Source organism: Streptomyces sp. NPDC016845 (assembly GCF_044332585.1).
GTDB lineage: Bacteria > Actinomycetota > Actinomycetes > Streptomycetales > Streptomycetaceae > Streptomyces.
The window spans coordinates 147,531-173,672 of sequence record NZ_JBIRPI010000019.1; the positions used below are offsets into that span (position 1 = coordinate 147,531).

At 72.3% G+C, this 26,142-nt stretch carries 21 protein-coding genes; 18 read left to right on the forward strand and 3 right to left on the reverse strand.

All coding sequences use genetic code 11. The features are described from left to right. Positions 1–338: 338 nt before the first annotated feature. The 8 genes from ACH4RC_RS32480 (at position 339) to ACH4RC_RS32515 (ending at position 12,153) form a co-directional block, all read left to right on the forward strand. Positions 339–1,787, forward strand: coding sequence for an aldehyde dehydrogenase family protein (locus tag ACH4RC_RS32480; protein WP_398207242.1), 1,449 nt, complete (start codon positions 339–341; stop codon positions 1,785–1,787). Between the two features lie 164 nt (positions 1,788–1,951). Beyond that, a complete protein-coding gene (locus ACH4RC_RS32485) occupies positions 1,952–3,892 on the forward strand; it encodes an acyl-CoA dehydrogenase family protein (protein ID WP_398207244.1) in 1,941 nt (646 codons plus the stop codon). Positions 3,893–4,136: 244 nt separating this feature from the next. Beyond that, a complete protein-coding gene (gene dxr / locus ACH4RC_RS32490) occupies positions 4,137–5,405 on the forward strand; it encodes a 1-deoxy-D-xylulose-5-phosphate reductoisomerase (RefSeq protein ID WP_398207246.1) in 1,269 nt (422 codons plus the stop codon). Beyond that, a complete protein-coding gene (locus tag ACH4RC_RS32495; protein ID WP_398207248.1) occupies positions 5,402–6,703 on the forward strand; it encodes a M50 family metallopeptidase in 1,302 nt (433 codons plus the stop codon). Before dxr ends, ACH4RC_RS32495 begins: the two co-directional genes overlap by 4 nt. 156 nt (positions 6,704–6,859) lie before the next feature. Next, positions 6,860–8,017, forward strand: coding sequence for a flavodoxin-dependent (E)-4-hydroxy-3-methylbut-2-enyl-diphosphate synthase (gene ispG / locus ACH4RC_RS32500; RefSeq protein ID WP_398207250.1), 1,158 nt, complete (start codon positions 6,860–6,862; stop codon positions 8,015–8,017). Between the two features lie 885 nt (positions 8,018–8,902). After that, complete coding sequence (locus tag ACH4RC_RS32505) at positions 8,903–9,751, forward strand: GNAT family N-acetyltransferase (protein ID WP_398207252.1); 849 nt, start codon at positions 8,903–8,905, stop codon at positions 9,749–9,751. A 51-nt stretch (positions 9,752–9,802) separates the two neighbouring features. Continuing rightward, on the forward strand, positions 9,803–10,360 hold the full coding sequence (locus ACH4RC_RS32510) for a GNAT family N-acetyltransferase (protein WP_398207253.1): 558 nt from the start codon (positions 9,803–9,805) through the stop codon (positions 10,358–10,360). 92 nt (positions 10,361–10,452) lie between these two features. Further along, on the forward strand, positions 10,453–12,153 hold the full coding sequence (locus tag ACH4RC_RS32515) for a proline--tRNA ligase (protein WP_398207255.1): 1,701 nt from the start codon (positions 10,453–10,455) through the stop codon (positions 12,151–12,153). A gap of 64 nt (positions 12,154–12,217) precedes the next feature. On the opposite strand, the gene ACH4RC_RS32520 is transcribed toward ACH4RC_RS32515, so the two are convergent. From ACH4RC_RS32520 to ACH4RC_RS32530, 3 genes are read right to left on the reverse strand one after another with little or no spacing between them, the layout of a single operon-like run. Beyond that, positions 12,218–13,120, reverse strand: a complete 903-nt coding sequence (locus tag ACH4RC_RS32520) for an aminoglycoside phosphotransferase family protein (protein ID WP_398207257.1) — start codon at positions 13,118–13,120, stop codon at positions 12,218–12,220. Positions 13,121–13,174: 54 nt separating this feature from the next. Beyond that, the gene (locus tag ACH4RC_RS32525) at positions 13,175–13,651 is read right to left on the reverse strand and encodes a ferritin-like domain-containing protein (RefSeq protein ID WP_398207259.1); all 477 of its coding nucleotides are present in this window, start codon (positions 13,649–13,651) and stop codon (positions 13,175–13,177) included. Between the two features lie 5 nt (positions 13,652–13,656). Beyond that, complete coding sequence (locus ACH4RC_RS32530) at positions 13,657–14,151, reverse strand: hypothetical protein (protein ID WP_398207261.1); 495 nt, start codon at positions 14,149–14,151, stop codon at positions 13,657–13,659. Between the two features lie 185 nt (positions 14,152–14,336). On the opposite strand from ACH4RC_RS32530, the gene rimP reads away from it, so the two are divergent. From rimP to ACH4RC_RS32580, 10 genes are all read left to right on the forward strand, one after another. Beyond that, positions 14,337–14,846 carry a ribosome maturation factor RimP gene (gene rimP, locus ACH4RC_RS32535; RefSeq protein ID WP_398207262.1) on the forward strand — a complete coding sequence of 170 codons (510 nt, stop codon included), beginning with the start codon at positions 14,337–14,339 and terminating at the stop codon, positions 14,844–14,846. 2 nt (positions 14,847–14,848) lie between these two features. Beyond that, entirely contained in the window at positions 14,849–15,835 is a 987-nt protein-coding gene (gene nusA, locus ACH4RC_RS32540; RefSeq protein WP_398207264.1) for a transcription termination factor NusA, read from the forward strand. 129 nt (positions 15,836–15,964) lie between these two features. Next, positions 15,965–16,243 (forward strand): YlxR family protein, encoded by a 279-nt coding sequence (locus tag ACH4RC_RS32545; protein WP_398207266.1) that lies wholly within the window; start codon positions 15,965–15,967, stop codon positions 16,241–16,243. Between the two features lie 146 nt (positions 16,244–16,389). Beyond that, on the forward strand, positions 16,390–19,500 hold the full coding sequence (gene infB, locus ACH4RC_RS32550) for a translation initiation factor IF-2 (protein WP_398207268.1): 3,111 nt from the start codon (positions 16,390–16,392) through the stop codon (positions 19,498–19,500). 153 nt (positions 19,501–19,653) lie between these two features. Further along, on the forward strand, positions 19,654–19,947 hold the full coding sequence (locus tag ACH4RC_RS32555; RefSeq protein WP_037626190.1) for a DUF503 domain-containing protein: 294 nt from the start codon (positions 19,654–19,656) through the stop codon (positions 19,945–19,947). 36 nt (positions 19,948–19,983) lie between these two features. Beyond that, positions 19,984–20,448 carry a 30S ribosome-binding factor RbfA gene (rbfA, locus tag ACH4RC_RS32560; RefSeq protein WP_398207270.1) on the forward strand — a complete coding sequence of 155 codons (465 nt, stop codon included), beginning with the start codon at positions 19,984–19,986 and terminating at the stop codon, positions 20,446–20,448. A 2-nt stretch (positions 20,449–20,450) separates the two neighbouring features. Further along, positions 20,451–21,356, forward strand: coding sequence for a tRNA pseudouridine(55) synthase TruB (truB, locus tag ACH4RC_RS32565; RefSeq protein WP_398207272.1), 906 nt, complete (start codon positions 20,451–20,453; stop codon positions 21,354–21,356). Positions 21,357–21,613: 257 nt separating this feature from the next. Further along, on the forward strand, positions 21,614–24,280 hold the full coding sequence (locus ACH4RC_RS32570; RefSeq protein ID WP_398207273.1) for a trypsin-like peptidase domain-containing protein: 2,667 nt from the start codon (positions 21,614–21,616) through the stop codon (positions 24,278–24,280). Between the two features lie 165 nt (positions 24,281–24,445). Then, positions 24,446–25,396 (forward strand): bifunctional riboflavin kinase/FAD synthetase, encoded by a 951-nt coding sequence (locus tag ACH4RC_RS32575; RefSeq protein WP_398207274.1) that lies wholly within the window; start codon positions 24,446–24,448, stop codon positions 25,394–25,396. Positions 25,397–25,495: 99 nt separating this feature from the next. After that, on the forward strand, positions 25,496–25,984 hold the full coding sequence (locus tag ACH4RC_RS32580; RefSeq protein WP_398207276.1) for a carboxymuconolactone decarboxylase family protein: 489 nt from the start codon (positions 25,496–25,498) through the stop codon (positions 25,982–25,984). Positions 25,985–26,142 lie beyond the last annotated feature (158 nt).

Genomic DNA, 26,142 nt, shown 5'->3' on the forward strand with positions numbered 1-26,142 from the left:
CGTCATCGGGTGCGGGTTTCGTCGTGGTTGCTCGCGCAGTTCCCCGCGCCCCTGAGATGCGCACTGCGTGCGGCATCTCAGGGGCGCGTTCGGGTGGGGGGCTTCCCCGTGGGGGCGTCATTGCTGGAGGCGGGGCGAAGCCGCAGGTCTGCAGGGGCGCGGGGAGCTGTGTGAGTGGGCACGATGAGATGCGTGCTCGGTGACAAACCGCCGCTCGCTAGGCCGATCCGGCGAAGAAGGGGCGTTGACCGCTCCATACCGGCCAACTCATCACCCGCCCGGCCACGCCTAACGTGAGGGCACGGAAACCCTCGCATCGCGAAAGGCCGGTACACGACATGACCGCCGCCCACACCCCCTTCTGGCTCGCCGGCCGCCAGGCCACCGGGGACGCCGCCTTCGACGTCACCAACTCCTACGACGGGCGGCTCGTCGGCACCGTCAGCGTCCCGACGCAGGCCCAGGTCGAGGAGGCCGTGAACGCCGCGCACGCGATCCGCGAGGAGTTCGCCGCGACCCCGGCCCACGTCCGCGCCAAGGCGCTGAACCACGTCGCCGACCGGCTCGCCGAGCGGACGGAGGAGATCGCGCGGCTGATCTCCGCGGAGAACGGCAAGCCGATCAAGTGGGCCAGGGGCGAAGTGGGCCGCGCGGTCAGCGTGTTCCGGTTCGCGGCCGAGGAGGCCCGGCGCTGGAACAGCGGTGACGCCCAGCGCCTCGACACCGACCAGGGCGGCACGGGCCGCCTCGCCCTGACCCGCCGTATCCCCAAGGGCGTCGTCCTCGGCATCGCGCCGTTCAACTTCCCGCTCAACCTGAGCGCCCACAAGGTCGCCCCGGCCATCGCGGTCGGCGCCCCGATCATCCTCAAGCCCGCCCCGGCGACCCCGCTCTCCTCCCTGCTCCTCGGCGAACTGCTCGCCGAGACGGACCTGCCCGCGGGATCCTGGTCGGTGCTGCCGGTCCCGAACGACCGGATGCCCGCCCTCGTCCAGGACGAGCGCCTCCCGGTCATCTCCTTCACCGGCTCAGGACCCGTCGGTTACGCGATCATGGACAGCGTCCCGCGCAAGCACTGCACGCTCGAACTGGGCGGCAACGGCGCGGCGGTCGTCCTCGCCGACTACGCCTCCGAGGCGGACCTCGACTGGGCGGCGGGCCGCATCGCCACCTTCTCCAACTACCAGGGCGGCCAGTCCTGCATCTCCGTGCAGCGGGTCATCGCGGACGCCGCCGTGTACGACCGGCTGCTCCCGAAGATCGTCGCCGCCGTCGAGGCGCAGGTCACCGGAGACCCGGCCGACGACGCCACGGACGTGGGCCCGCTCGTGAGCGAGGACGCCGCCAAGCGCGTAGAAGCATGGGTGAGCGAGGCCGTGGACGCCGGCGCGGCCCTCCTCGCGGGCGGCAAGCGCGACGGCGCAAGCTACGCGCCGACCGTCCTGACCGACGTACCGGAGAACGTGAAGATCTCCTGCGAGGAGGTCTTCGGGCCGGTCCTGACCGTCACGAAGGTCAACGGCGAGGACGAAGCGTTCGCCGCCGTCAACGACTCCAAGTACGGCCTCCAGGCCGGCGTCTTCACGCACGACCTCCAGGCCGCGTTCCGCGCCCACCGCGCCCTCGAGGTCGGCGGCGTCGTCATCGGCGACGCCCCGTCCTACCGCGCCGACCAGATGCCGTACGGCGGCGCCAAGCAGTCCGGCGTCGGCCGCGAGGGCGTCCGCTACGCGATGGACGACTACACCTACGAGCGCGTCCTCGTCCTGACCGGCCTCGCGCTGTAAGGACGATCCACTTGGAACGGCCCGAGCCCGCTGTGCGGGGGCTCGGGCCGTTCCACGCCGCGCGAGGGCTGGCCGACCTGGACCGGATCGGGTACATACGATCCAGTAGCACCAGCCGGTAACGGACCGGCCCGGTGCCCCCGACGCGCGGCGAGGTGAACCTCATGTCCGCAACACCACAGCCCCGGGCCAAGGTCTCCGAACGGGAGGCGCGGCAGGTCGCCGAGGCCGCCCGCGAACAGGACTGGCGCAAGCCCAGCTTCGCCAAGGAGCTGTTCCTCGGCCGGTTCCGGCTCGGCCTCATCCATCCGCACCCGCTCCCGGCCGACGCGGACGCACGGCGCGGCGAGGCGTTCCTCGCCCAGCTCAGGGACTTCTGCGAGACGAAGATCGACGCGGCCCGTATCGAGCGCGAGGCGAAGATCCCGGACGAGACGATCAACGGGCTCAAGGAGCTCGGCGCGTTCGGCATGAAGATCGACACGGCGTACGGCGGTCTCGGCCTGACGCAGGTGTACTACAACAAGGCGCTCGCCCTGGTCGGCTCCGCGAACCCGGCGATCGGCGCCCTGCTCTCGGCGCATCAGTCGATCGGCGTACCGCAGCCGCTGAAGATGTTCGGCACCCAGGAGCAGAAGGAGGCGTTCCTGCCGCGCTGCGCGCGCACGGACATCAGCGCGTTCCTGCTCACCGAGCCCGACGTCGGCTCCGACCCCGCGCGCCTCGCCACCACCGCCGTGCCCGACGGCGACGACTACGTCCTCGACGGCGTCAAGCTGTGGACCACGAACGGCGTCGTCGCGGACCTCCTCGTCGTCATGGCGCGCGTCCCGAAGTCCGAGGGGCACCGGGGCGGCATCACCGCGTTCGTCGTCGAGGCCGCCGCCGAGGGCGTCACCGTCGAGAACCGCAACGCCTTCATGGGGCTGCGCGGCCTGGAGAACGGGGTCACCCGCTTCCACCAGGTACGGGTTCCGGCCGCCAACCGGATAGGGCCCGAGGGCGCGGGGCTGAAGATCGCCCTCACCACGCTCAACACCGGGCGCCTGTCGCTGCCCGCGATGTGCGTCGGCGCCGGGAAATGGTGCCTGAAGATCGCCCGTGAGTGGTCGGCGGCGCGTGAACAGTGGGGCAAACCGGTCGCGTTCCACGAGGCGGTCGGCGCGAAGATCTCCTTCATCGCCGCCACCACCTTCGCCCTGGAGGCGGTCCTCGACCTCTCCTCCCAGATGGCCGACGAGGACCGCAACGACATCCGCATCGAAGCCGCCCTCGCCAAGCTGTACGGCTCCGAGATGGCCTGCCTGATGGCCGACGAACTAGTCCAGATCCGCGGCGGGCGCGGCTTCGAGACGGCCGAGTCCCTCGCGGCGCGCGGCGAACGCGCCGTCCCCGCCGAACAGGTCCTGCGCGATCTGCGCATCAACCGCATCTTCGAGGGCTCGACGGAGATCATGCACCTGCTGATCGCCCGCGAGGCCGTCGACGCGCACCTCTCCGTGGCCGGCGACCTGATCGACCCGGAGAAGTCCCTCACCGACAAGGCGAAGGCGGGCGCGAAGGCGGGCGGCTTCTACGCCAAGTGGCTGCCGAAGCTCGTCGCGGGTCCGGGTCAACTCCCGCGCTCGTACGCCGAGTTCCACCCCGAGGGCCACCCGGACCTCTCCACGCACCTGCGCTACGTCGAACGCTCCGCCCGCAAGCTCGCCCGCTCCACCTTCTACGCCATGTCCCGCTGGCAGGGCCGCATGGAGACCAAGCAGGGCTTCCTGGGACGCATCGTCGACATCGGCGCCGAACTGTTCGCCATGAGCGCGGCGTGCGTCCGCGCCGAACTCCTGCGCACCACCGAGGGCCACGGCCGCGAGGCCTACCAGCTCGCCGACGCCTTCTGCCACCAGGCCCGCGTCCGCGCCGACGAACTCTTCGAACGCCTGTGGACCAACACCGACGACCTGGACCGCAAGGTCGTCAAGGGCGTCCTCGGCGGTACGTACACCTGGCTGGAGAGCGGTGTCGTCGACCCCAGTGGCGAAGGCCCGTGGATCGCCGACGCGGCCCCCGGCCCGACGAAGCGGGAGAACGTCCACCGTCCGATCCGCTGACGGGTACTTCCCGGGTACTCCCCGGGTACTCCCGTGTCGCGTGTGACGGATGCGCCGGTACAGTCCGGCGATCCGTCACCACGACACCAGGGGCCTCGTGCGCGACGGGACACGCCCTCGCGGCCTCGGTCCCGGTCCTGGTCACGGGCGCCGCCCTCTACGTACGCGGCATGGTGGCGGCCGTACGGGCGCATCCTGGGGACACCCTGTCAACGTCACAGGAACGCGGGGCGACAATAGGGCAATGACCGACAGCCCATCGCCGCTCGCCGATCCGCACCTCGTCTTCGACCCCGCGCCCGGCGACGCCCCCAGGGACATCGCCGTGCTCGGCTCGACGGGATCGATCGGCACACAGGCCATCGACCTCGTGCTGCGCAACCCGGACCGCTTCCGCGTCACCGCCCTCAGCGCCGCGGGCGGCCGGGTCGACCTCCTCGCCGAGCAGGCACACCAGCTGCGCGTACGCACCGTCGCCGTCGCCCGCGAGGACGTCGTCGACGCGCTGCGCGAGGCGCTGACCAAGCGGTACGGGACCGGGGAGCCGCTCCCCGAGATCCTCGCCGGGCCCGACGCGGCCACCGAGGTCGCCGGACGCGGCGACTGTCACACGGTCCTGAACGGCATCACCGGATCGATCGGGCTCGCGCCGACGCTCGCCGCCCTCGAAGCGGGCCGCACCCTCGCCCTCGCCAACAAGGAGTCGCTGATCGTCGGCGGCCCGCTGGTCAAGGCGCTCGCCAAGCCGGGCCAGATCATCCCGGTCGACTCCGAGCACGCCGCCCTCTTCCAGGCGCTGGCCGCCGGAACCCGCGCCGACGTGCGCAAACTCGTCGTCACCGCGTCCGGCGGCCCGTTCCGCGGCCGAACGAAGGCGGAGCTGGCGGACGTCACCGTCGAGGACGCGCTCGCCCACCCCACCTGGGCGATGGGCCCGGTCATCACGGTCAACTCCGCGACCCTCGTCAACAAGGGTCTGGAGGTCATCGAGGCGCACCTGCTCTACGACATCCCCTTCGACCGCATCGAGGTCGTCGTCCACCCGCAGTCCTACGTGCACTCCATGGTCGAGTACACCGACGGCTCCTCGATCCTCCAGGCGACCCCGCCCGACATGCGCGGCCCCATCGCCATCGGCCTCGGCTGGCCCGAGCGGATCCCCGACGCGGCGCCCGCCTTCGACTGGACGAAGGCGTCGAGCTGGGAGTTCCACCCGCTCGACAACGACGCGTTCCCGTCGGTCGGCCTGGCCCGCCACGTCGGGCAGCTCGCGGGCACGGCCCCGGCGGTGTTCAATGCCGCCAACGAGGAGTGCGTGGACGCCTTCCTGAAGGGCGCCCTGCCGTTCAACGGGATCATGGAGACCGTCACCCGGGTCGTCGAGGAACACGGCACACCCGCCACGGGAACTTCCCTGACCGTCGCGGACGTCCTCGAAGCGGAGACCTGGGCGCGCGCCCGGGCCCGTGAACTGACCGACCGGGACGAGGCAGCCGTGGAGGCTCGTGCATGACGACCTTGATGATCATCCTCGGTGTACTCGTCTTCGTGGTGGGCCTGCTCATCTCCATCGCCTGGCACGAGCTGGGCCACCTGTCGACGGCGAAGATGTTCGGCATCCGCGTCCCGCAGTACATGGTGGGCTTCGGACCCACCCTCTTCTCGAGGAAGAAGGGCGAGACCGAGTACGGCGTCAAGGCGATCCCGCTCGGCGGCTACATCCGCATGATCGGCATGTTCCCGCCCGGCGCGGACGGCCGGATCGAGGCCCGCTCGACCTCCCCGTTCCGCTCGATGATCGAGGACGCGCGCGAAGCCGCCTTCGAGGAGGTGCGGCCCGGCGACGAGACCCGCCTCTTCTACACGCGCAAGCCCTGGAAGCGCGTCATCGTGATGTTCGCGGGCCCGTTCATGAACCTGATCCTCGCGGTCGGCCTGTTCTTCACGGTCCTGATGGGCTTCGGCATCACCCAGCAGACGACCGCGGTCGAGTCCGTCTCGAAGTGCGTCATCCAGGCCAGCGCCCAGCGTGACACCTGCAAGGCGTCCGACCCCGAGTCCCCGGCCGCGGCCGCGGGCCTGAAGGCCAAGGACAAGATCGTCTCCTTCGACGGGGTCACCACGGACAAGTGGAACGTCCTGTCCGACAAGATCCGCGAGAGCGCCGGCAAGACCGTCCCGATCGTCGTCGAGCGCGACGGACAGCAACAGACGCTGACCGCGAGGATCGCCACCAACACGGTCGCGAAGAAGGACGCCAGCGGCCAGATCACCGACGGATACGTCCAGGCCGGCTTCCTCGGCTTCACCGCCGCCACCGGCGTCGTCCACCAGGACTTCGGTGACTCCGTGACCTGGATGGGCGACCGGGTCGGCGACGCCGTCGACTCCATCATCGCCCTCCCGGCGAAGATCCCGGCCCTGTGGGACGCCGCGTTCGGCGACGGCCCGCGCGACCAGGACTCCCCGATGGGCGTGGTCGGCGCGGCCCGCGTGGGCGGCGACATCGCGGCGCTCGACATCCCGGCGACCCAGAAGGTCGCGATGTCCTTGATGCTGGTGGCGGGCTTCAACCTGTCGCTGTTCCTGTTCAACATGCTGCCGCTGCTCCCGCTCGACGGCGGCCACATCGCGGGCGCCCTGTGGGAGGCGCTGCGGCGCAACCTCGCCCGCGTCTTCCGCCGCCCCGACCCGGGCCCCTTCGATGTGGCGAAGCTCATGCCCGTCGCGTACGTGGTGGCCGGGATCTTCGTCTGCTTCACCATCCTCGTCCTCATCGCGGACGTGGTGAATCCGGTGAAAATCTCCTGATCCCGTGGGACATGAGGCGGCCGGGCACTCTATGTGCCCGGCCGCCCCTCTTTGGGTGGATGTACGGGGCGCAGTGTGCTCGGGCGTGCGCCGGTGACGTAATCTCGGAAGCCTCTGGACTCGATCCTCGATCCATACCTTGGGGTTGCACAGCAGATGACTGCGATTTCACTCGGCATGCCGGATGTACCGCTCAAGCTCGCCGAGCGGCGCAAGAGCCGGCAGATCCAGGTCGGCACGGTCGCCGTCGGCGGTGACGCCCCGGTCTCCGTGCAGTCGATGACGACGACGCGTACGTCCGACATCGGAGCCACCCTCCAGCAGATCGCCGAGCTGACTGCCTCCGGCTGCCAGATCGTGCGCGTCGCCTGCCCGACGCAGGACGACGCCGACGCGCTGCCGATCATCGCCAAGAAGTCGCAGATCCCGGTCATCGCCGACATCCACTTCCAGCCGAAGTACGTCTTCGCCGCCATCGAGGCGGGCTGCGCGGCCGTCCGGGTCAACCCGGGCAACATCAAGCAGTTCGACGACAAGGTCAAGGAGATCGCCAAGGCGGCCCGCGACCACGGCACCCCCATCCGCATCGGGGTCAACGCGGGCTCGCTCGACCGGCGCCTGCTCCAGAAGTACGGCAAGGCGACCCCCGAGGCGCTCGCCGAGTCGGCCCTGTGGGAGGCGTCCCTCTTCGAGGAGCACGACTTCCGCGACATCAAGATCTCGGTCAAGCACAACGACCCCGTCGTCATGGTCAACGCGTACCGGCTCCTCGCCGAGCAGTGCGACTACCCGCTCCACCTCGGCGTGACGGAGGCGGGCCCCGCCTTCCAGGGCACCATCAAGTCGGCCGTCGCTTTCGGCGCGCTGCTCTCCGAGGGGATCGGCGACACGATCCGCGTCTCGCTCTCGGCGCCGCCGGTCGAGGAGATCAAGGTCGGCAACCAGATCCTCGAATCCCTGGGCCTGCGCCCGCGACGCCTGGAGATCGTCTCCTGCCCGTCCTGCGGGCGCGCGCAGGTGGACGTCTACAAGCTGGCGGAGGAGGTCACCGCCGGTCTGGACGGCATGGAGGTCCCCCTCCGCGTGGCCGTCATGGGCTGCGTCGTGAACGGCCCGGGCGAGGCTCGCGAAGCGGACCTGGGTGTCGCCTCGGGCAACGGCAAGGGCCAGATCTTCGTCAAGGGTGAGGTCATCAAGACCGTCCCCGAGTCGAAGATCGTGGAGACGCTGATCGAGGAGGCGATGAAGATCGCCGAGCAGATGGAGAAGGACGGGGTGGCCTCCGGCGAGCCGTCTGTGGCCGTCGCGGGCTGACACCGGCCTCCTGGTGGCCGGCAGCGGCTGTCCCGGGCTGTCATCGGCTCGGGCCGCTTCGGCTTTGCGCGCGCTCGTCCACGGGGTCCGTCCCGTCGGGCGGGCGCGGCTCTCGTTGTGGCCGGTCGCGCAGTTCCCCGCGCCCCTGGAATGCGCACTGCGTGCGGCATTCCTCCCGGTTCATGGGCGCGGCTCTCGTCGTGGTTGCTCGCGCCGTTCCCCGCGCCCCTGAGATGCACACTCCGTGCGCAACCTCAGGGCCAGGTCCGCCTACAGCGCCTCCCCGAGCCGACGCCGCAGTCGTAAGAAGACGCCCCAAGAGGCGCGAGGAACGGCGCGAGCAACCACGACGGCGCCGCAGCCGCAAAAGGCCCGCATGGGGCAGACGCCCCCGAGGGGCGCGAGGAACGGCGCGAGCAACCACGACGGCGCCGCGGTCGCAAAAGGCCCGCATGGGGCAGACGCCCCCGAGGGGCGCGGGGAACTGCGCGACCAGCCACGATGGTGGCGCGGTCGCGAGAGGTCCGCATGGGGCAGACGCCCCCGAGGGGCGCGGGGAACTGCGCGAGCGGCCACGATGGCGCCGCGGTCGCGAGAGGTCCGCATGGGGCAGATGCCCCGAGGGGCGCGAGCGGCGGGCGCCGCCGTCGCGAGGGCCGGTCGCAGCGCACTCGCAGGCGTGGGACGACGTCGAACGGGCACACGGGTGCGGGCCACCCCCGGGGCCCCGGCCGAGGCAGAGGCGGCTCAAATCACCGACAGGTACAGTGCGGAGATCACCGGCCCCCACCGGAAGCCACATCAGAGCCACACCAGAAGCCCCGGCCAGGGCCCCGCCAGCAGCCCAGCCGAACACACCTCCAGCCCCATAAGTAGGCCCCGCCCGTGTTGACTCAGACCACCACCCGGGTCCTCGAACCGAGTGACCTGGACGCCGCGCTCGCCGTGCTCGACCGCGAGCCCGTCGCCAACGCCTTCGTGACGGCCCGCGTCCGCATCGCGGGCCTGGACCCGTGGCGGCTCGGCGGCGAGATGTGGGGCTGGTACGAGGACGGCATGCTGGAGTCGCTCTGCTACGCGGGCGCCAACCTCGTCCCGATCTGCGCGACGGACCGCGCCGTACGCGGCTTCGCCGACCGGGCGCGCAGGGCGGGCCGCCGCTGCTCGTCGATCGTCGGCCCGGCGGAGCCGACCGCCCTGCTGTGGCGGCTCCTGGAGCACAGCTGGGGCCCGGCCCGCGACGTCCGGCCTCACCAGCCGCTCATGGTGACCGACCGGATGCCCGCCGACATCACCCCGGACCCGTACGTCCGCAGGATCCGCAAGGACGAGATGGACGCGATCATGCCCGCGTGCGTGGCGATGTTCACGGAGGAGGTCGGCGTCTCCCCGATGGCCGGCGACGGCGGCCTGCTCTACCAGGCGCGGGTCGCCGAACTGGTCGGCTCGGGCCGCTCCTTCGCCCGCCTCGACGAACGCGGCCGGGTCATATTCAAGGCGGAGATCGGCGCCGCGACCGACCAGGCGTGCCAGATCCAGGGCGTCTGGGTCGCCCCGGAGCACCGCGGCCGCGGCCTCGCCGCCCCCGGCATGGCAGCCGTCCTGCGCTACGCCCTCGCCGACGTCGCCCCCGTCGTCAGCCTCTACGTCAACGACTTCAACACCCCGGCCCGTGCCGCGTACCGCCGGGTGGGGTTCGAAGAGGTCGGCGAGTTCATGAGCGTCCTGTTCTGAAGCGCCCGGGGCTGTCGCCCCGGCCAGGCCCCTCCGGGGTACCCTCCGGGCATGCCGCACCGGAACCGTACGGACGACACCGCCGTCACCATCGGCCCCCTCGATCTGCAGGCCCGCGTCGACGAGGCGCTCGCCGTCCAGGCGCACGCGTTCGGCCTGAGCGACGAGGAGATCGCCGTACGCCGCCAGATCGTGCTGCGCCACATCACCTACGCGGGCGCCCGCGCGCTCGGCGCGACCACGGAGACCGGCCGCCTGGTCGGCTTCGTCTACGGCATGCCGAACGACCGCGCGCACTGGTGGTCCACGGTCGTCGAGCCCTACCTGCGCGCCCGCGGCCACGACCAGTGGCTCGACGACTCCTTCGTCATCACCGAGCTGCATGTGCACCCCGGCTACCAGAACCGCGGCGTCGGCCGCCGCCTCATCACCACCATCACCGACGGCGCCACCGAGCCCCGCTCGATCCTCTCCGCGATCGACTTCGACAGCCCGGCCCGCGGCCTCTACCACTCCCTCGGCTACGACGACCTCGCCCGCCAGGTCCTCTTCCCGAGCGCCCCGAGGCCGTACGCGGTGATGGGCGCCCCGCTGCCGCTGCGCCGCTGAACACCGGGGCCGTACCGGAACCGATTTCCGGCGGCGCCACCCGCCCGGCTAACCTCCTGGGCACAACCCTTTCGTCGCAGGAGTCAAGAATCATGGCCAAGGTCCAGGTCCAGCGCATGTCCCGGTTGATGGTGAAGACACTGCGCGACGACCCGGCGGACGCCGAGGTGCTGAGCCACAAGCTCCTGGTCCGCGCCGGTTTCGTGCGCCGCACCGCCGCCGGTGTCTGGTCCTGGCTGCCGCTCGGCCGCAGGGTCTACGCCAACGTGGAGCGCGTCGTCCGCGAGGAGATGGACGCCATCGGCGCCCAGGAGGTCCTTCTCCCCGCCCTCCTGCCCAAGGAGCCCTACGAGGCGACCGGCCGCTGGACGGAGTACGGCGCCGAGCTGTTCCGTCTCAACGACCGCAAGGGCGGCGACTACCTCCTCGGCCCGACGCACGAGGAGATCTTCACCCAGCTGGTCAAGGACCAGTGCACGTCCTACAAGGACCTGCCGGTGATCCTCTACCAGATCCAGACGAAGTACCGCGACGAGGCGCGCCCCCGCGCCGGCATCCTGCGCGGCCGCGAGTTCCAGATGAAGGACTCGTACTCCTTCGATCTGACCGACGAGGGCCTCGCCGAGTCCTACGCCCTGCACCGCGCCGCCTACCAGCGCATCTTCGAGCGCCTCGGCCTCGACTACCGCATCTGCGCCGCCACCGCGGGCGCCATGGGCGGCTCGAAGTCCGAGGAGTTCCTCGCCCCGGCCGGCGCCGGTGAGGACACCTTCGCCGACTGCCCGCACTGCGACTACGCGGCCAACACCGAGGCCGTCACGTATCCGCTGAAGCCGGTCGACGCCACCGACGCGCCCGCGCTCGAAGAGATCCCCACGCCCGACACCCCGACCATCGAGACGCTCGCCGCGCACCTCGACGTCCCGGCGTCGGCCACGCTCAAGAACCTCCTGGTCAAGGTGGACGGCGAGATCGTCGCCGTCGGCGTCCCCGGCGACCGCGAGGTCGACATGGACAAGGTCGAGGCGCACTTCTCCCCGGCCGCCGTCGAGCTCGTCACGGCCGAGGACTTCGAGGGCCGCGACGACCTCGTCCGCGGCTACGTCGGCCCGCAGGGCCTGGAGAAGGTCACCTACCTCGCCGACCCCCGCGTCGCCCCCGGCACCGCCTGGATCACCGGCGCCAACAAGTCCGGCGTCCACGCGAAGAACGTCGTCGCGGGCCGTGACTTCGAGGTCTCCGAGTACGTCGACGTCGTCGTGGTGCAGGAGGGCGACCCCTGCCCCAACTGCGGTACGGGCCTCAAGCTCGACCGCGCCATCGAGATCGGCCACATCTTCCAGCTCGGCCGCAAGTACGCCGACGCCTTCCAGCTCGACGTGCTCGGCCAGAACGGCAAGCCGGTCCGCGTCACCATGGGCTCCTACGGCATCGGCGTCTCGCGCGCCGTCGCCGCCCTCGCCGAGCAGCACGCCGACGACAAGGGCCTCATCTGGCCCGAAGAGATCGCCCCGGCCGACGTCCACGTCGTCGCGGCGGGCAAGGCGCTCCAGACGGAGCTGGCTCTGGAGGTCTCCGACAAGCTGGCCGCCGCCGGTGTCCGCGTCCTGGTCGACGACCGTCCCGGCATCTCGCCCGGCGTGAAGTTCACCGACTCCGAGCTGATCGGCGTGCCGAAGATCCTGGTCGCGGGCCGCCGCAGCGCCGACGGCGTCGTGGAGCTGAAGGACCGCCGCACCGGCGAGCGCGAGGAGCTGACGGTCGAGGAGGCCGTCGCCCGCCTCACCGCGTAAGCACGAGCGACACGACGGCGCCCCGGACCCTCAGGTCCGGGGCGCCGTCGCATGCCGGAAAGTCTCAGAGCCAGCCCGCGAACTCCAACAGGTTCTCCCCGTCCCGCTCACGCCCCACGCGCAGCGCCCGCACCCCGGACTCCACCGCCCGGAACAGCGTCCAGCCGCGCAGCCGCTCCTGGTCCACGTCCAACGACTCGGCGAGACGCTTCACCCGGCGGCGCGTGATCGCGGGCCCCGACGGCGAGCCGATCAGGTCCTCGACGCGGTCGCGCACGAGCCGCGCCAGATCGAAGGCCCGCTCGCCGACGACCGGGTCCGGCCCGATGGCCAGCCACGGCATCCGCTCCCCGGACAGCACCTTGGACTGCCGGAACGTACCGTGGAGGAGCCGCACCTCGGGCGGCTCCTCCACCAGCCCCGCGCGGGCCTCCAGCGCCGCTTCCACCAGCGGCGCGACCTCGGGGAACGCGGCCACGCCCGCCTGCATCGCCGTCGCCTGGCGGCCCGTGCGCTCGGGCACCGTCTCGCAGTTGCGCCCGGCCGGCGGCTCCGTCCACAGGCGGCGCAGCGTCCCCGCCGCCTCCAGGAGCGCCTTCGCCTCCGGCAGCGTCCGTACGGAGACCTCGGGGTGCAGCCGCTCCAGGAGCAGCGCCCCGTCGGTGAACCCGGGGTCCAGGAGGCGTACCGCGCCGAAGCCGTCCCACTGGGTCAGCGCCGCGCGCTCCGCCTCGGGCCGGAACCGCTCCGGGGCCAGCTTCAGTACCGCGGGCGAACCGTCCGCCGTACGGACCTGGGCGACCATACTGCTGCGCCCGCCGGGCAGATGCACCCGCTCGACGGTCACCTCACGCCGGGCCGCGGCCTCGGCCAGCAGGGCCTCGACCCGGCCGAGCCAGGCCGTCGCCCCGTCGTCGCGCACCTCGCCGAGCGCGTTCACCAGCCGCTGCGGAGGTTCGAAAGCCATGCGCGAGAGATCCCTTCCACACCGACTGCCCGGCCGCTGAAGTGCAGCGACCGCTTACGTACGGGGCGCCGCCGAGGGGGACGCGGAGGGCACCGCGGCCCGTTCGGCGAGCCCAGGGAAGGCTACGCTCCCGCCGCGCCAGCGCACCGCACGGACCGCCGCCTCGCGCAGCGCGTCCGCCGCGGCCCTGCGCCGCCGGCCGCTCGCCGCGCGGACGAGGTCCGAGTAGGCCCCGGCGACCTTGTCCTCGATGTCGGCGGCGAGCCGGGCCGCCCCGGCCGCGTCAGGCACCGGGAACGGCAGCGCGTACGCGCCCGCGGACTCCTCGGGCGTGCCGTCCAGGTCCCGTACGGTGCGCCGCAGCTCGTCCCTGCGCGCGCGGTGCGCGTCGTACGCGGCCCGCGCCTCCGTGCGCCGGCCCTCGCGGATCCGGCCGCCGACGACCCCGTACCCGTACACCGCCGCGTGCTCGGCGCGCAGGGCCGCCTGCACCGCCGCGAGCAGATCCTTGTCGCTCTCCGTGTCGCTCATCCCCGTCAGCCTTCCGTCAGCAGGTACGCGTGCCCGGCCCCGGCCGCCGCCACCGAGGCGAGCAGCCGCGCCTGTTCGGCGGGTGTGCCGGAGTCGGCGAGCGCCGTCATCCGGCGGTCCGACAGCGCCCGCTCGGCCGCCGCGAGCGCCTTCAGTACGTCCTTCTCGGCGACCGGGGGAGTGGTGGCGGAGGGCTTGAGAGCCTTGGGCTTCGCGGCGCCGCCGAACGCCTGGACGTGCCGCTCGACCTCCGCGCGCAGCGGGCCGAGCCGCGCCGCGAGCGAGGGGTGGGCGGCGAGCGCCTGGTCGTACTGGCCGAGGAGGTCGGCGCTCTCCCGGGCCGCACGCGCGCGTACCCGCTTCTCCTGCGAGACGGAGGGGGCGCCCTGGGCGCCGTCGTCTCCGCCGCTCGAACAGCCGGTCAGGAGCGCGGCCCCGGCGAGGGAGGTGAGCAGGGTCCTGCGGCGTGGCCCCCGTGGGGCCTGCGTGATGAGCGGCACGGGCGGTCGTCCTCGGCAGACTGGCGGCGGTTCGGGCACGACCGGGACGGCGTGGCCGGTGATCACCGTACCGTCGCCCCCCGCCCGGTGGACCGCAACACCCCCCTGGACCGGATACCCTTTGACCTGACGCGCATGGAATGCCGACACACCACAACAGCACACGCGGCCGAGGAGTCACCCGGATGAGCACGACCCAGAACGAGAGGCTGCGGGAACTACTGGAACCGCTCGTCAGCTCACAGGGGCTCGACCTCGAAGAGATCGAGATCGCCTCGGTAGGACGCAAGCGGGTGCTGCGCGTCGTCGTCGACTCCTTCGAAGGGGCCGACCTCGACAAGGTCGCCGATGTGAGCCGCGCGCTCTCGGCGAAGCTCGACGAGACGGACGCCATGGGCGACGGCGAGTACGAGCTGGAGGTCGGGACACCGGGCGCCGAGCGCGCCCTCACCGAGCACCGCCACTACGTCCGCGCGACGGACCGCCTCGTCAGGTTCCAGCTCACCGACGAGTCCGAGCTGGTGGCGCGCGTTCTCGAGGTCGACGACGACGGCCTCGACCTCGAAGTACCGGGCGTGAAGGGCCGCAAGGCCACCGCCCGACGGCTCGGCTTCGGTGACATCGCCAAGGCGCGGGTCCAGGTCGAGTTCAACCGCAAGAACAAGAACGACGCATCAGAAGCAGAGGAGGCGTAGCCGTGGACATCGACATGAGTGCCCTGCGGGGTCTGGTCCGGGAGAAGGAGATCTCCTTCGATCTGCTGGTCGAGGCGATCGAGTCGGCCCTCCTCATCGCCTACCACCGCACCGACGGCAGCTTCCGCCGCGCGCGCGTGAAGCTGGACCGCGAGAGCGGCCACGTCACGGTGTGGGCGACGGAGGACCCGGCGGACCTCGAAGAGGGCCAGGAGGCCAAGGAGTTCGACGACACCCCGTCCGACTTCGGCCGGATCGCCGCGACCACCGCCAAGCAGGTCATCCTGCAGCGGCTGCGCGACGCCCAGGACGACGCGACGCTCGGCGAGTACGCGGGGCGCGAGGGCGACATCGTGATGGGCGTGGTCCAGCAGGGCCGCGACCCGAAGAACGTCCTGGTCGACATCGGCAAGCTGGAAGCGATCCTGCCGGTGCAGGAGCAGGTGCCGGGCGAGGAGTACCAGCACGGCATGCGCCTGCGCTCGTACGTCGTCCGCGTCGCGAAGGGTGTGCGCGGCCCGTCCGTGACGCTGTCGCGTACGCACCCCAGCCTGGTGAAGAAGCTCTTCGCCCTGGAGGTGCCGGAGATCGCCGACGGCTCCGTCGAGATCTCGGCCATCGCCCGCGAGGCCGGCCACCGTACGAAGATCGCCGTGCGTTCGACGCGCAGCGGGCTCAACGCCAAGGGCGCCTGCATCGGCCCGATGGGCGGCCGCGTGCGCAACGTGATGGGCGAGCTGAACGGCGAGAAGATCGACATCGTCGACTGGTCGGACGACCCGGCGGAGATGGTCGCCAACGCGCTCTCCCCGGCCCGGGTCTCCAAGGTCGAGATCGTCGACCTCGGTGCCCGCTCCGCGCGCGTGACGGTCCCCGACTACCAGCTCTCCCTCGCCATCGGCAAGGAGGGGCAGAACGCCCGTCTCGCGGCCCGGCTCACCGGCTGGCGCATCGACATCCGCCCCGACACCGAGCAGGGCGCGGAATAAAACCTGGCGCTCCGCGCTTGGATCACGACAGCATGTGACGTCAGTGGATGACGCCGCCTGTGACAAGAAACAGCCGTTCGATTCTTGCCCCGGAAGGGGTGAGGTCGGTACGGGGAGGTAGACTTAACCGTGTCTGGCCGGACGCATGCCCGCGCATGCCCTGAGCGAACCTGTGTGGGATGCCGGGAGCGAGCGGCCAAGAGCGATCTGCTGCGGATCGTGGTGATCGAGGGCCGGTGTGTCCCCGATGATCGCGGTACGCTGCCCGGCCGGGGTGCCTATGTGCACCCCGCCCTGGTCTGTCTCGACCTGGCGGTCCGCCGCCGGGCGTTCCAGCGGGCGTACAAAGCCGCTGGACCGTTCGACACGGAGGCGCTGCGCCACCGAGTCGAGCAGGCAACACCGTAAGAAGCGCCGCACGGAGCCCCTGTGCGGCCCTGGTACCCCGCGAGTTGGAAGTAGGTCGAGATTGCGATGAGCACTCGATGAGCACGCGATGAGTACGCCCATGAAGTAGCGACGGTCCGGCGTAACCCGGACCTAAAAGGAGCGAAGTGGCTAAGGTCCGGGTATACGAACTCGCCAAGGAGTTCGGCGTAGAGAGCAAGGTCGTCATGGCCAAGCTCCAAGAACTCGGTGAATTCGTACGTTCTGCGTCCTCGACGATCGAGGCGCCGGTAGTACGCAAATTGACTGACGCCCTCCAGCAGGGCAACGGCGGCAAGCCCGCCGCGAAGAAGGCGCCCGCGAAGCCCGCGGCGCCGCGTCCCACCCCCTCGCCCGCGCAGGCCGCCAAGCCTGCCGCGCCGCGTCCGCCGGCCCCGAAGCCGGCCGCCGCCGAGCAGGCTCCGGCCGCTCCGGCAGCCCCCGCGGCGTCCCCCGCGTCCCCGGGTCCGCGCCCCGGCCCGAAGCCGGCTCCCAAGCCCGCTTCGCCGGCTCCGGCCGCGCCCGAGTTCACGGCGCCTCCCGCGGCTCCCGCCGCCCCGGCCGCTTCGTCGGCCCCGGCGCAGAGCGGCCCGCGTCCCGGCGCCCGTCCCGGTGCCCCCAAGCCCGGCGCCCGTCCGGCGCCCGGCCAGGGCCAGGGCGGCCAGGGCCGCGACAACCGCGGTGAGCGCGGCGAGCGCGGCGGCGACCGTCAGGGCGCCCCGCGCCAGGGCGGTCAGGGCGGCGCGCCCCGTCCCGGTGGTGCCCGTCCCGCGGGTCCCCGTCCGGGCAACAACCCCTTCACCTCTGGTGGCTCCACCGGCATGGCGCGCCCGCAGGCGCCCCGTCCGGGCGGCGCGCCCCGTCCCGGTGGCCAGGGCGCCCCGGGCGGTCCGCGTCCGCAGGGCGGCGGCCAGGGTGGTCCCCGTCCGCAGGGCCAGGGCGGCGCCCGTCCGACCCCGGGCGGCATGCCTCGTCCGCAGGGCGGCGCGGCCGGTCCGCGTCCCGGCGGCGGCCCCGGTGGCAACCGTCCGAACCCGGGCATGATGCCGCAGCGTCCTGCCGCGGGCCCGCGTCCCGGTGGTGGCCCCGGCGGTGGCCGTGGTCCCGGCGGCGGCGGTCGTCCGGGTGGCGGCGGCGGTCGTCCCGGTGGCGGCGGCTTCGCCGGTCGTCCCGGTGGCGGTGGCGGCGGCGGCTTCGCCGGTCGTCCCGGCGGTCCCGGTGGCGGTGGCGGCGGTTTCGCCGGTCGTCCCGGTGGCGGCGGTGGCCGTCCCGGCTTCGGTGGCCGTCCCGGTGGCCCCGGTGCCCGTGGTGGCACGCAGGGTGCGTTCGGCCGTCCCGGCGGGCCCGCCCGTCGCGGTCGCAAGTCGAAGCGGCAGAGGCGCCAGGAGTACGAGGCCATGCAGGCCCCGTCGGTCGGCGGCGTCATGCTGCCTCGCGGCAACGGACAGACCGTCCGCCTGTCGCGCGGTGCCTCGCTCACCGACTTCGCCGAGAAGATCAACGCCAACCCGGCGTCGCTCGTCGGCGTGATGATGAACCTCGGCGAGATGGTCACTGCCACGCAGTCCGTCTCCGACGAGACGCTGAAGCTCCTCGCGGACGAGATGAACTTCGTCCTCGAGATCGTCAGCCCCGAGGAGGAGGACCGCGAGCTGCTCGAGTCCTTCGACATCGAGTTCGGCGAGGACGAGGGCGGCGAGGAGATGCTCGTCTCGCGTCCGCCGGTCGTCACCGTCATGGGCCACGTCGACCACGGTAAGACCCGCCTGCTCGACACCATCCGCAAGACGAACGTCATCGCGGGCGAGGCCGGCGGCATCACGCAGCACATCGGTGCGTACCAGGTCACGACGGAGGTGAACGAGGAGGAGCGCAGGATCACCTTCATCGACACCCCCGGTCACGAGGCCTTCACCGCCATGCGTGCCCGTGGTGCGAAGTCGACCGACATCGCGATCCTCGTGGTCGCGGCCAACGACGGCGTCATGCCGCAGACGGTCGAGGCGCTGAACCACGCCAAGGCCGCCGAGGTCCCGATCGTCGTCGCGGTCAACAAGATCGACGTCGAGGGTGCCGACCCGACCAAGGTGCGCGGTCAGCTGACCGAGTACGGCCTCGTGGCCGAGGAGTACGGCGGCGACACCATGTTCGTCGACATCTCCGCCAAGCAGGGTCTGAACATCGACTCCCTGCTCGAGGCCGTGGTCCTGACCGCGGACGCCTCGCTCGACCTGCGGGCCAACCCGGAGCAGGACGCGCAGGGTATTGCGATCGAGTCGCACCTCGACAAGGGCCGCGGTGCCGTCTCGACGGTCCTGGTCCAGCGAGGCACGCTGCGCATCGGCGACACGATGGTGGTCGGCGACGCCTACGGCCGTGTCCGCGCCATGCTCGACGACAACGGGAACAACGTCGAGGAAGCGGGTCCCTCGACCCCCGTCCTCGTGCTCGGTCTCACCAACGTCCCGGGCGCCGGCGACAACTTCCTGGTGGTCGACGAGGACCGTACGGCCCGTCAGATCGCCGAGAAGCGTGCCGCCCGCGAGCGCAACGCCAACTTCGCGCGCCGCGGCGTCCGGTTCTCCCTGGAGAACCTGGACGAGGCCCTCAAGGCCGGTCTGGTGCAGGAGCTCAACCTCATCATCAAGGGCGACGCGTCCGGTTCGGTGGAGGCTCTCGAGTCCTCGCTGCTCCAGCTCGACGTCGGTGAAGAGGTCGACATCCGCGTCCTGCACCGCGGTGTGGGTGCGGTCACCGAGTCCGACATCAACCTGGCGACCGGCTCCGACGCCATCGTCATCGGCTTCAACGTCCGGGCAGCCGGCCGTGCGCAGCAGATGGCGGAGCGCGAGGGTGTCGACGTCCGGTACTACTCGGTGATCTACCAGGCCATCGAGGAGATCGAGGCGGCCCTCAAGGGCATGCTCAAGCCGGAGTACGAGGAGGTCGAGCTCGGCACGGCGGAGATCCGCGAGGTCTTCAAGTCGTCCAAGCTGGGCAACATCGCCGGTGTGCTCGTCCGGTCCGGCGAGGTCAAGCGCAACACCAAGGCGCGCCTGCTTCGCGATGGCAAGGTCATCGCGGAGAACCTCAACATCTCCGGTCTGCGTCGCTTCAAGGACGACGTCACCGAGATCCGCGAAGGGTTCGAGGGCGGTATCAACCTCGGCAACTTCAACGACATCAAGGTCGACGACGTCATCGCGACGTACGAGATGCGCGAGAAGCCGCGCGCCTGATCCTCACGGATCCACGCGGCAAGCAGGTTCGGGGCCGGTCGGCGGAGCTTATTTCCGTCGATCGGCCCCGGCCGTTGCGTGTACGGTTCCTGTATCGGGCGTCGCGTCAGCCACGCCCATACGAACCCGAACCGGCGGGACATCCGGACACACATGTATGTGGGGACTCTGTCCTTCGACCTGCTCCTCGGCGACGTCCACTCGCTGAAGGAGAAACGCTCCCTGGTCCGCCCGATCGTGGCCGAGCTCCAGCGCAAGTACGCGGTGAGTGCGGCGGAGACGGGGAACCAGGACCTCCACCGCAGGGCCGAGATCGGGCTCGCGGTGGTCTCCGGGGACACGGGACACCTCTCCGACGTACTGGACCGCTGCGAGCGGCTGGTCGCCGGACGGCCCGAGGTGGAACTGCTCTCGGTTCGACGCAGGCTCCACAGCGACGAAGACTGAAGCAACAAGCGAGACAGTTACTAAGGAGACGGACCAGTGGCCGACAACGCGCGCGCCAAGAGGCTGGCGGACCTCATCCGAGAGGTGGTGGCCAAGAAGCTGCAGCGCGGCATCAAGGACCCGCGGCTCGGCACCCACGTCACCATCACGGACACCCGCGTCACGGGTGACCTGCGGGAAGCGACCGTCTTCTACACCGTGTACGGGGACGACGAGGAGCGCGCCGAGGCGGCCGCCGGGCTGGAGAGCGCCAAGGGCGTCCTGCGGTCCGCGGTCGGGGCGGCGGCCGGGGTGAAGTTCACGCCGACCCTGACCTTCGTCGCGGACGCCCTGCCGGACAACGCCAAGACGATCGAGGACCTCCTCAACCGGGCGCGGCAGTCCGACGAGAAGGTGCGCGAGACGTCCGCGGGCGCCACGTTCGCCGGCGGCGCCGACCCGTACCGCAAGCCGGAGGCCGACGACGCCTCCGACGACGATGACACGGACGGCGACGCCTGAGCATGTCCGACCGCACCCCTCCGCCCGACGGCCTTGTCATCGTCGACAAGCCGTCGGGCTTCACTTCGCACGACGTCGTGGCCAAGATGCGCGGGATCGCCAGGACCCGCCGCGTCGGCCACGCGGGCACCCTCGACCCGATGGCGACCGGCGTGCTCGTGCTCGGCGTCGAGCGCGCCACCAAGCTCCTCGGCCACCTCGCGCTGACCGAGAAGGAGTACCTGGGCACCATCCGCCTGGGCCAGAACACCCTCACCGACGACGCCGAGGGCGAGCTGACCTCGTCCACCGACGCCTCCGGGGTCCGGCGCGAGGCGATCGACGCGGGCGTCGCCAAGCTGACCGGCGCCATCATGCAGGTGCCGTCGAAGGTCAGCGCCATCAAGATCAACGGCGTACGCAGCTACAAGCGGGCCCGGGACGGCGAGGACTTCGAGATCCCGGCGCGCCCGGTCACGGTCTCGTCGTTCACGGTCTACGACATCCGGGACGCGGTCGCCGAGGACGGGACCCCCGTCCTGGACCTGGTCGTCTCCGTGGTCTGCTCCTCCGGCACCTACATCCGGGCGCTCGCCCGCGACCTGGGCGCCGGCCTCGGCGTCGGCGGGCACCTGACCGCGCTGCGCCGCACCCGCGTGGGCCCGTACAAGCTGGATGCGGCGCACACCCTCGACCAGCACCAGCAGGAGCTGTCCGTGCTGCCGGTGGCCGACGCCGCCACTGCCGCGTTCCCCCGCTGGGACGTCGACGAGCGCCGCGCGAAGCTGCTGCTCAACGGCGTGCGTCTGGACATGCCCGAGGAGTACGCGGGCCGGGGGCCGGTCGGCGTGTACGACGCGGCCGGGCGCTTCCTCGCCCTCGTCGAAGAGGTGAAGGGCAAGGCCAAGAGCCTCGCCGTGTTCGGCTGAGCGGCTCGCGCACAGGTGGTGTCGCGTGGAGCGGCGGTCGTCCGGTTCCCGGGTGGCCGCCGCTCCACGTTCCCCCTTGCTCCCCTTCACAGGGTCCATCCACCGCGCCCATCGGTTCACCCCTTCGAGCAGGCGCTCGGAGTGATTCGGGGGAGTGCAAGGGGGCGCGTTCGCTCCGCGTCCTGTCCAGCTGATCACCGCGCGCCTACCGTGCAGGACATACGGGGCGTAACGGTAGGCGGCAGGAGGGGCGCGGCATGGTGGATCCGCCTCTGGTACGGATCTGTGACCCGGCCGGGCGGCCCCGCGGGACGGGGTTCGTCGCGGACGCCGACGGGACCGTCGTCACCAGCCACGAGGCGGTGGCCGGGGGCGGGGGTGTGGTGGTCCACGCGCCGGACGGGGCCACGTGGGCGGTGGACCCGGCATCGGTCGTCGAGCTGCCCGCGGTGGATCTGGCGCTGGTGCGCACCGAAGGGCTCGGGGTGGCGCCGCTGCCCGTCGGGGCGGACCCGCGCAGGGACCCCGGGACGTATCTGCGGATCGCCGCGGGCGGCTGGCGCGAGGCGCGGATCCTCGGCCACGTTGACGCCACCTACACCGTCGCCGGCCGCTGCCATCTGCTGCGCGGCGCCATGGAGCTGGCCGTGGGGACCGCCGGGGCCGACGCGCTGCGCCCCGGCGGCGGCGGCGCGGGCGGGCCCGTCCTCGACGCCGCCACCGGCGCGGTCGTCGCCGTCCTCGCCACCGCCCCGGACGCCGGGCACCCGGCGGCGGGGCTCGCGGTACCGCTGCGCACGGCCGCCGCCGCCGAGCCACGGCTCGCGCAGCTCCTGGCCCACGCCGACGCCACGGTCCCCGCGTACGGGGCCGAACTCAATCTGGCCGGGGTCCTGCAGCTGACGGCGGTCTCGGTGGGGAGCGACGGGCCGGGACGCCCGCCGGTCGACCCGGTCGAACGCCCGGACGTGGCAGGAGAGCTGGCGGAGTTCGCATCGGGCGGCGCGTCCGTCCTCGCGCTCGTCGGCGCCCCCGGGTCCGGCCGTACGACGGAGCTGGCGGCGTTCGCCGCGCGGCGGGCCGGGGGCGCTCATGCCGCACCGACCCTGTGGCTGCGCGGCGCCGACCTGGCGGGCGCCGACACCTCGGTGGACAACGCCGTGGCCCGAGCCCTGGAGCGGGCGGGCCGCATCGTCGCGGCGTCCATCGGGGCGGAGCCCGGCGCACTGGGGCAGCTGACCCTCGGGCGCGTCGCCGGGACCGCCCGCGCGGCCGGACAGCCGCTCGTGCTGCTGCTCGACGGGCCCGAGGAGATGCCGCCCGTCCTCGCGCACCGGCTCGCCGCGTGGTCCCGGGCGACCCAGGAATGCCTGGCGGCGACAGGAGCACGGCTCGTCATCGCCTGCCGCGCGGAGTACTGGGAACAGGCCGGGCCGCTGTTCGGCGCCGACGTGCTGCACGGGCGCGCGGGGCTGCTGCCCGCCTGCGTACGCCTCGGCGGCCTGGCGCCCGTACAGGCGCGGGAGGCCCGCGAACGGTACGGCGTCCCCGAGGACGCCCTGCCGCCCGAGGACGCGGGGCACCCGCTCGCGCTGCGGCTGCTCGCCGAGGTGCGGGCGGCGCTGCCCGCGGGGGCGGCCGGGCGCCCGGACCGCGACGAGGTGTTCGCGGCCCACCTCGACCTGCTGTGCCTGCGGGTCGCCGTACGGCTCGCCGCCGGCGGTCCCGTACGCGGGAACGCGGTACGCCGCCTGGCCGCCCGGGTCTCCGGACGACTGCACGAGGCGGCGCGGCGCAGCCTCGGCCCCGGGCAGGGAGACCTCGACCGCGCCACGTTCGAGGAGCTGTTCCCGTGGGGCGCGCGGGACGGGGTGACCGGCTGGGCGTCCGCCGTCCTCACGGAAGGCGTCCTCGTCCCCGCGGGCGGCGGCTACCGCTTCGCCCACGAGGAGCTGGCCGACTGGCTCCAGGGCATGCACCTGGACGTGGACGCGGCCCTCGACGCGCTCGTGTTCCGGCGGCGCGGCGACGGCTCGGTGCCGGTGCCGCGCCATCGGGCGGGCCCCGTGGTGCGGGCGCTGTTGCTGGTGGAGCGCCAGGAGGGCACGGAGGAGCTGGTACGGCGGCTGGGACAGTTGTGCGCCTGGGCCGAACCGTCCGCGGCCCCGGCGGAGGCCGGCTGGTGGGCCGCGCACCTGCTCGGCGCGGTGCTGCCGCGCGTGCGTGAGGCGACCGCCTGCCTGCCCGTCCTCGAGGAGCTGGCCGACCGCGGGGCGCTCGGCCCCTGGTTCTGGGACGCGCTGCCGGTCGACGACGACGTCCGCTTCGAGCTGCTGCGGCGCCTGGTCGTGCACGACGGCCGGGAGCCGGGCGGCCGGTACCTCGACACGGTCGCCGGACTCCTCGCGGCCGAACCGCGCCGGGCCCAGCGGCGCCTCATCCGCTGGTTCGACGACGACCGGCCGCTGCCCGCCCTCCCCGACGCCACCGTGGCGACGGCGGCGCAGGCGCTGCTGCACACGCACCGGCACGGAGCCGTCGACGACCTCGTGGAGGCCCTGGCCGAATCCGCGCACCCACGCGCCGGGGAACTCCTCGCCGGCCTCGCCGACGAGGAGCCCTCCGCGCTGTGCCGGGCCGTCGACCGCTGGGCGCACGACACACGCCCCGAGCGGCATGTGACGGCGATGGCGTACGGGCTGAGGACGGCCGCCCGGGTCACGGCCGAGCCCGACGCGGCACTGCTGCGCCGCGCCGCGCTCGACCTCCTGGCCAGCCCTTCCGACGCCGCCCTGCACAGCGCCGCGCTGGCCCTGCTCGTCCGTGACCCGCGCTCCCGCGCCGAACGGCTGGAGCGGGCGCTGCGGGAGCTCGCGGCCGACCCGCCGGTGCCGGTGCCGATGCCGGCACTGCGGCACACTTGACGCATCCCGGCCCCCGCCCCCGCCCGAACCCGCCCGATGAGAGACGCGGGCGGTCGGCATGGCACTCTTAGACCTGCGTATTCGGCACGGGACGGGCAGAGCGCCAGGACCGCCGGGATCGCAGGGACGGATTCGTCGTACACAGTTTTGCGAGGAGCAATCACCGTGCAGCGCTGGCGTGGCTTGGCGGACATCCCCCAGGACTGGGGGCGCAGCGTCGTCACCATCGGCTCCTACGACGGGGTGCACCGCGGGCACCAGCTGATCATCGGCCGGGCCGTGGAGCGCGCCCGTGAGCTGGGGCTTCCCGCGGTCGTCGTCACCTTCGACCCGCACCCGAGCGAGGTCGTGCGCCCCGGCTCGCACCCCCCGCTGCTCGCGCCCCACCACCGGCGCGCCGAGCTGATGGCCGAGCTCGGCGTCGACGCCGTGCTGATCCTCCCGTTCACCACCGAGTTCTCGAAGCTGTCGCCCGCCGAGTTCGTCGCGAAGGTCCTCGTCGACAAGCTGCACGCGCGCGTGGTCGTCGAGGGCCCCAACTTCCGCTTCGGCCACAAGGCCGCGGGCACGGTCGACTTCCTGGCCGAGCAGGGCGGTACCTACGACTTCGAGGTCGAGGTCGTCGACCTGTACGTCAGCGGCTCCGCGGGCGGCGGCCGGCCGTTCTCCTCGACGCTGACCCGGCGCCTCGTCGCCGAGGGCGATGTCGAAGGGGCCCGCGAGATCCTCGGCCGCCCGCACCGCGTGGAGGGCGTCGTCGTCCGCGGCGCGCAGCGCGGCCGCGAACTCGGCTTCCCCACCGCCAACGTCGAGACCCTGCCGCACACGGCGATCCCCGCGGACGGCGTCTACGCCGGGTGGCTGCACACCGACGGCGAGGCCATGCCCGCCGCGATCTCCGTCGGCACCAACCCCCAGTTCGACGGCGCCGAGCGCACCGTCGAGGCGTACGCCATCGACCGCACCGGGCTCGACCTGTACGGCCTGCACGTGGCCGTGGACTTCCTGGCCTACGTACGCGGCATGGCGAAGTTCGACTCCCTGGAGGAGCTCATCGAGGCCATCGCGAACGACGTGAAGCGCTCGCGTGAACTCATCGAGGGCTACGAGGCGTAGGTCACACCCGGATCGCCCCGGTCCATGTCACGAACGGGCCCGCCCCATCCGTCCGGTCGGTGGAAGCAGCAGCACTCACCCCGGCACAGGGAGCCCGTCATGGAAGCTCGTCTCAACATGTTCGCCAGCAAGTCGGCCATGGGGTTCGTGAAGCGCCTCGTCGCGGCGGGCATGACCCTCACGGACTCGGGCCTGCCGGCCGCGACCCAGGAGCTGGTGAAGATCCGCGCCAGCCAGATCAACGGCTGCTCGGGCTGTCTCGACATGCACACCAAGGAGGCCGCGGCCGCCGGGGAGACGTCGCTGCGGCTCAACCTCGTCGCGGCCTGGCGCGAGGCCACCGTCTTCACCGACGCGGAGCGCGCCGCCCTCGAGGTCACCGAGCAGGGCACCCGCCTCGCCGACGGCGCCGGCGGCGTCACGGACGAGGCCTGGGCGAACGCCGCCAAGCACTACGACGAGGACCAGCTCGGCGCCCTGGCCTGCCTCATCGCCAGCATCAACGCGTTCAACCGCTTGAACGTGATCACGCAGCAGCCGGCCGGGGACTACCAGGTCGGCCAGGCGGCGGCGTTCCACAAGAGCTGAGGCGCTCCGCTGTTTTCGGGGGCGGGGCGGGGCGGGACGGTGCGTCGCGGGCTGCGGGCCGGTGGGGGCTGGTCGCGCAGTTCCCCGCGCCCCTGAAGGCATGCGCTCCGCGCAGCCTTCCCCCTGGAGGTAGCGCACGCAGTGCGCATCTCCAGGGG